Here is a 6,087-nt window from a genome sequence, read left to right on the forward strand (position 1 = left end):
TCCCTGGGGTTGCAGCGGCTGCTGTCTGAGCATTGACAGATCCGGCCGAGAGCTGCGCTCGACTCGGATCCGTAGCCAGTTTATCTGGCATCGTCACCGGCAGGACATCCCGCCCCGGATGACATTGGGCACGGTCTGTGACTCCCGTCACAAAAACTGTATAGGCTGTGCCCGTCGGGCGTCAGCCGAGACGGGGGACGACGAGGTCCCAGACCGTGTCCGCGAGGGCTTCCTTGGGGCCGTACGGGACCGGGGTCTCGGTGCCGTCGGGGGCGAGCACGACGGCCTCGTTCCGCTCGGAGCCGAATGTCTTCCGCTCCCCCACCTCATTGACGACCAGCAGGTCGCAGCCCTTGCGGGCGAGCTTGGCGCGGCCGTTCTCCAGCACGTGGTCGGTCTCGGCGGCGAAGCCGACGACGACCTGGCCGGGGCGGGGGCGGTCCGCCGAGAGCTCGGCGAGGACGTCCGGGTTGCGCACCAGCGCGACCGGCTCCGGCTCCCGCCCGTCCCGCTTCTTGATCTTTCCTTCGGCGTAGCTGGCGGGCCGGAAGTCCGCGACCGCCGCGGCCATCACCACGGCATCGGCGTCCGCCGCGGCCTTGAGCACGGCCTCCCGCAGCTGCACCGCCGTCCCCACGCGCACCACGTCGGCGCCGGCGGGGTCGGGCAGCTCGCTGTTGGCGGCGACCAGGGTGACCCGGGCGCCCCGGGCGACGGCGGTCCGGGCGAGGGCGTAGCCCTGCTTGCCGGAGGAACGGTTCCCCAGGTAGCGCACGGGGTCCAGGGGCTCCCGGGTGCCGCCCGCGCTCACCACGACGTGGCGGCCCGCGAGGTCGGCGGCCATGCCCTCCGCGCCGCGCGCCAGGACCCGGCGGCAGACCTCGAAGATCTCGCCGGGGTCGGGCAGCCGGCCCTTGCCGGTGTCGACGCCGGTCAGCCGGCCCACGGCGGGCTCGATGACGATCGCGCCGCGGCGGCGCAGCGTCGCCACGTTCTCCTGGGTGGCCGGGTTCTCCCACATCTCGGTGTGCATCGCCGGGGCGAAGACGACCGGGCAGCGGGCGGTGAGGAGCGTATTGGTCAGCAGGTCGTCGGCGAGGCCGTGGGCGGCCTTGGCCAGCATGTCGGCGGTCGCGGGGGCGACGACGACGAGGTCGGCCCGCTGGCCGATCCGCACGTGCGGCACCTCGTGGACGCTTTCCCACACCTCGGTGCCGGCGGGGTGGCCGGACAGCGCGGACCAGGTCGCCTCGCCCACGAAGTTCAGGGCGGACGCGGTGGGCACCACCCGGACGTCATGACCCGACTCGGTGAGGCGGCGCAGCAGCTCGCACGCCTTGTAGGCGGCGATCCCGCCGCTGACCCCCAGGACGACGTTGGGCTTGTCCATCGCTCTCGCTTCTCCCCACGATCCCCGTACGCACGTACACGTGTGCGCACTGTCCAATGACACACCAAGGGCCCGGCAGACGCGCTGCCGGGCCCTCGATGACGAACGAATACGACGGTGCTTACGCCGCCGGGGCCTCGACGGCCTCGGAGGTCAGCAGGCCCGCGTTGATCTCGCGGAGCGCGATGGAGAGCGGCTTCTCGTGGACGTGGGTGTCCACCAGCGGGCCCACGTACTCCAGCAGGCCCTCGCCGAGCTGCGAGTAGTACGCGTTGATCTGGCGCGCGCGCTTGGCGGCGTAGATCACCAGGCTGTACTTCGAGTCGGTCGCCTCGAGCAGCTCATCAATCGGCGGGTTGATGATGCCCTCGGGCGCGGTGATGGAAGAGGACACTCTCTGCCTTCCGAAGGGGGGTGAAGAAAGATGTTCAGCGCAGCAAGGCTAGCAGCTCGCGTGCGACGTCCTCGACGGAGGTGTTGACCAGCGTGGTGTCGAACTCCGACTCCGCCGCCAGCTCCACCTTCGCGGCCGCCAGCCGCCGCTCGATGACCTCGGGCGACTCGGTCCCCCGGCCGGTGAGCCGGCGGACCAGCTCGTCCCAGCTCGGCGGCGCGAGGAAGACCAGCTGGGCCTCCGGCATGGTCTCGCGGACCTGCCGGGCGCCCTGGAGGTCGATCTCCAGCAGCACGGGCTCGCCCACCTCCAGGCGGTCCAGCACGGCCTTGCGGGGCGTGCCGTAGCGGTTGCCCGCGAACTCGGCCCACTCCAGCAGCTCGCCGTTGGCGACGAGCTTGTCGAACTGCTCGTCGTCGACGAAGAAGTACTGGACACCCTCCTGCTCGCCGGGGCGCGGCTTGCGGGTGGTGCAGGACACCGAGAGCCACACCTCGGGGTGGGCCTTGCGCATATGGGCGACGACCGTGCTCTTGCCGACCCCGGAGGGGCCGGAGAGCACGGTCAGCCGCGGTTGTCTGGCCGGGGCAACGGGGGACGCGCCCCGGGAGACTGAGGTACTCATGCAGCGATTATCCCGGTTCTCGGGAGTGCCCGGTAACGCCGGACCGCCCGGAGGGGGCGGTCACGGCCACCGGGCCGCCGCGACGGGGCCGCCGGTTCAGGCGGCCTTGCTGCCGAACTCGCGCTCCAGAGCGGCGATCTGGTTGGAGCCGAGGCCGCGCACACGACGGCTCTCGGAGATCCCGAGCCGCTCCATGATCTGCTTGGCACGGACCTTGCCCACCCCGGGGAGACTCTCCAGGAGGGCACTGACCTTCATCTTGCCGATGACTTCGTTCTTCTGGCCCTGCTCGATCACGTCGTGCAGAGAGGCGCCGGAGTGCTTGAGCCGATTCTTGACCTCGGCGCGCTCCCGGCGAGCCGCGGCGGCCTTTTCGAGCGCGGCTGCGCGCTGTTCAGGGGTAAGGGGCGGAAGAGCCACGCCTACGTCACCTCGGAAGTCGAACTGGATACGGACCGGTGAGGAACCTAGTCGGCCCACACCTGGGGGGCAACGAGCAACGCGCTTGCGCGTTCGCTCTCGTCGGAGACTAGCGGCCGATCCCGCTCCAGTCAGCGAGAACAAGCGAAAAGTCCTGGTCAGACTCTCTCGACCAGGACTTTTCCGGACATAATGACCGACAAATTTCTTTGGCGGTTGGCGTTAACTCGCCGTTGTGGCCGACCTGGGACGTATCGCCCCGCCGGGACCGGCGTCGCTCAGCCCGCCACCGCGTCGCGGATCTCACTCGCGAAACGGTCCGCGCTCTCCCGCAGCGCGGCCACGTCGGGGCCGTGCCGGAGCACCCCGCGGCTCACGTTCGGGACGACGTCCCGCACGGCCGCGCCGAAGACCTTCGGCAGGTCGGCGGCGGTGGCGCCCTGCGCGCCGATGCCGGGGGCCAGGAGCGGACCGTTGATGGCGAGATCCGCACCCGCCGCGCCCAGCGAGTCGCCCAGCGTGGCACCGACGACGGCGCCGAACGAGCCCATGGGGGCCGCTCCGGCGTTCTCCGCTCGCAGGTGGTCCAGGACGGTCGCCGCGACGCTCCGGCCGTCGGCCCGCACCGCGTGCTGCACCTCGGCACCCTCCGGGTTGGAGGTCAGGGCGAGGACGAACACGCCCGCGCCGGTCTCCCGGGCCAGGTCCAGGGCGGGGCGCAGCGAGCCGTAGCCGAGGTAGGGGCTGACGGTCACCGCGTCGGAGAACAGCGGCGAGGCCGGGTCGAGGTAGGTGGCGGCGTAGGCGGCCATGGTGGAGCCGATGTCGCCGCGCTTGGCGTCCATCAGCACCAGCGCCCCGGCGGCCCGGGCGTCCGCCACGGCCCGCTCCAGCACGGCGAGGCCGCGCGAGCCGAAGCGCTCGAAGAAGGCGGACTGCGGCTTGAGGACGGCGACGCGGTCGGCCAGCGCCTCCACCACGGTGTGGGTGAAGCGCTCCAGACCGGCGATGTCGTCGGTCAGGCCCCAGTCGGCGAGGAGGGAGGCGTGGGGGTCGATGCCGACGCAGAGCGGGCCGCGCTCGTCCATGGCGCGGCGCAGGCGGGTGCCGAAGGCTTCGGTGGTCATCGGTTTCCCTTCGGGGTCGTGTGCGGGCCGGTGGTCGCGTCGGGCCCACCCGTTCCGCCCTGCGGAACGCCTGCCCCCGGCACGGCGCTGCCCACCGCTTCGGCGAGCGTGTCGTACGGGCTGGCCGCCAGGCGCTCGGCCAGGCCCTTGTGGATCTTCCGGCACCAGAAGGGGCCCTCGTAGATGAAGGCGCTGTAGCCCTGGACCAGCGTGGCGCCCGCCAGGATGCGCTCCCAGACGTCGTCGGCGGTCTCGATGCCCCCGACGCCCACCAGGGTGATCCGGTCGCCCACACGGGCGTACAGGCGGCTCAGGACGGCCAGCGAGCGGGCCTTCACGGGGGCGCCGGAGAGGCCGCCGGCGCCGATGGCCTCGACGGTGCGCTTCGGGGTACGGAGGCCCAGGCCGTCGCGGGCGATGGTGGTGTTGTTGGCGATGATGCCGTCCAGGCCCAGCTCGACGGCGAGGTCGGCGACGGCGTCGATGTCCTCGTCGGCGAGATCGGGGGCGATCTTCACCAGCAGCGGCACGTGGCGCGAGGTGACCGTGCGGTCGGCGGCCTCGCGGACGGCCGTGAGCAGCGGGCGCAGCGACTCGGTGGCCTGGAGGTTGCGCAGCCCGGGCGTGTTGGGCGACGAGACGTTGACGACGAGGTAGTCGGCGTGGGCGGCCAGGCGCTCGGTGGAGGCGACGTAGTCGGCGACGGCCTCCTCCTCCGGCACGATCTTGGTCTTGCCGATGTTGACGCCGACGGTGGTCTTAAAGACCTCCTGGCGGGCCGCCAGGCGCTCCGCCACGGCCGCCGAGCCGTCGTTGTTGAAGCCCATGCGGTTGATCAGGGCGCGGTCGGCGACGAGGCGGAAGAGCCGCTTCTTGGGGTTGCCCGGCTGCGGCTGGGCGGTGACGGTGCCGATCTCGACGTGGTCGAAGCCGAGCATGGCCATGCCGTCGATCGCGGCGGCGTTCTTGTCGAAGCCGGCGGCGAGGCCGAAGGGGCCGTGCATCCGCAGGCCGAGGGCCTCGGTGCGCAGCGCCGCGTGGCGGGGGGCGAGGACGGCGGCGACGAAGGTGCGCAGCACCGGGACGCCGGCCACCCGGCGGATCCACGAGAACGCCAGGTGGTGGGCTCGCTCGGGATCCATCCGCTGGAAGAACAGTCGGAAGAACAGGGAGTACATGTGGTGCCGGGCCTTCCACAGCCGAAGGGGAGGTTCCATGGGGCCGCCCATCCGCCCCCGGCCGAGGGCCGGGGACGGATGGGCGGGAGGGATCAGGACCGGGCCGCGGTCAGGTGCTCGGCGTGCTCCTGGAGGGAGCGCACGCCCACGTCGCCGCGGCTGAGCGCCTCGATGCCCTGGACGGCGGCGGCGAGCGCCTGGACCGTCGTCAGGCACGGCACCGCGCGGGCGACGGCGGCGGTGCGGATCTCGTAGCCGTCGAGGCGGCCGCCCGTGCCGTAGGGGGTGTTGACGATGAGGTCGACCTCCCCGTCGTGGATCAGCTGGACGATCGTCTTCTCGCCGTTCGGGCCCTCGCCCTCGCTCTGCTTGCGCACGACGGTGGCGTTGATGCCGTTGCGCTTGAGGACCTCGGCGGTGCCGGAGGTGGCCAGCAGCTCGAAGCCGTGGGCGACCAGCTCGCGGGCCGGGAAGATCATCGAGCGCTTGTCGCGGTTGGCGACGGAGACGAACGCGCGGCCCTTGGTGGGCAGCGCGCCGTAGGCGCCGGCCTGCGACTTGGCGTAGGCGGTGCCGAAGAGGTTGTCGATGCCCATGACCTCGCCGGTGGAGCGCATCTCCGGGCCGAGGACGGTGTCGACGCCGCGGCCGTGGATGTCGCGGAAGCGCGACCACGGCATCACGGCCTCCTTGACGGAGATCGGCGCGTCCATCGGCAGGGTGCCGCCGTCACCGGTCTTCGGCAGCATGCCCTCCGCGCGCAGCTCGGCGACGGTCGCGCCCAGGGAGATCCGGGCGGCGGCCTTGGCCAGCGGTACGGCGGTCGCCTTCGAGGTGAAGGGGACGGTGCGGGAGGCGCGCGGGTTGGCCTCCAGGACGTAGAGGATGTCCCCGGCCATGGCGAACTGGATGTTGATCAGGCCGCGGACGCCGACGCCCTTGGCGATGGCCTC

At 72.0% G+C, this 6,087-nt stretch carries 7 protein-coding genes; all 7 read right to left on the minus strand.

Going from position 1 to position 6,087, the window contains the following annotated elements:
- Positions 1–181: 181 nt before the first annotated feature.
- Positions 182–1,390 carry a bifunctional phosphopantothenoylcysteine decarboxylase/phosphopantothenate--cysteine ligase CoaBC gene (coaBC, locus tag ACX9I7_RS22475; RefSeq protein WP_459388319.1) on the minus strand — a complete coding sequence of 403 codons (1,209 nt, stop codon included), beginning with the start codon at positions 1,388–1,390 and terminating at the stop codon, positions 182–184.
- A gap of 121 nt (positions 1,391–1,511) precedes the next feature.
- Positions 1,512–1,784 (minus strand): DNA-directed RNA polymerase subunit omega, encoded by a 273-nt coding sequence (gene rpoZ, locus ACX9I7_RS22480; RefSeq protein ID WP_126913306.1) that lies wholly within the window; start codon positions 1,782–1,784, stop codon positions 1,512–1,514.
- 34 nt (positions 1,785–1,818) lie between these two features.
- Positions 1,819–2,409 (minus strand): guanylate kinase, encoded by a 591-nt coding sequence (gene gmk, locus ACX9I7_RS22485; protein WP_459388320.1) that lies wholly within the window; start codon positions 2,407–2,409, stop codon positions 1,819–1,821.
- A gap of 96 nt (positions 2,410–2,505) precedes the next feature.
- Positions 2,506–2,829, minus strand: coding sequence for an integration host factor (locus ACX9I7_RS22490; protein WP_126913308.1), 324 nt, complete (start codon positions 2,827–2,829; stop codon positions 2,506–2,508).
- A 278-nt stretch (positions 2,830–3,107) separates the two neighbouring features.
- Positions 3,108–3,956: an orotidine-5'-phosphate decarboxylase gene (gene pyrF / locus ACX9I7_RS22495; protein WP_387576337.1), complete on the minus strand. Its 849-nt coding sequence runs from the start codon at positions 3,954–3,956 to the stop codon at positions 3,108–3,110.
- A complete protein-coding gene (locus tag ACX9I7_RS22500) occupies positions 3,953–5,134 on the minus strand; it encodes a quinone-dependent dihydroorotate dehydrogenase (protein ID WP_387576503.1) in 1,182 nt (393 codons plus the stop codon). The genes pyrF and ACX9I7_RS22500 overlap by 4 nt, the downstream gene beginning before the upstream one ends.
- Positions 5,135–5,226: 92 nt before the next feature.
- Positions 5,227–6,087: ATP-binding protein (locus ACX9I7_RS22505; RefSeq protein WP_459388321.1), on the minus strand; the 861-nt coding region annotated here is incomplete at its 5' end.

This window comes from Streptomyces sp. L500 (genome assembly GCF_054551825.1).

Coding starts and splice junctions, on each gene's coding strand:
- ACX9I7_RS22500 (WP_387576503.1), bottom strand. CDS start 5,134: ATGTACTCCCTGTTCTTCCGACTGTTCTTCCAGCGGATGGATCCCGAG.
- pyrF (WP_387576337.1), bottom strand. CDS start 3,956: ATGACCACCGAAGCCTTCGGCACCCGCCTGCGCCGCGCCATGGACGAG.
- coaBC (WP_459388319.1), bottom strand. CDS start 1,390: ATGGACAAGCCCAACGTCGTCCTGGGGGTCAGCGGCGGGATCGCCGCC.
- gmk (WP_459388320.1), bottom strand. CDS start 2,409: ATGAGTACCTCAGTCTCCCGGGGCGCGTCCCCCGTTGCCCCGGCCAGA.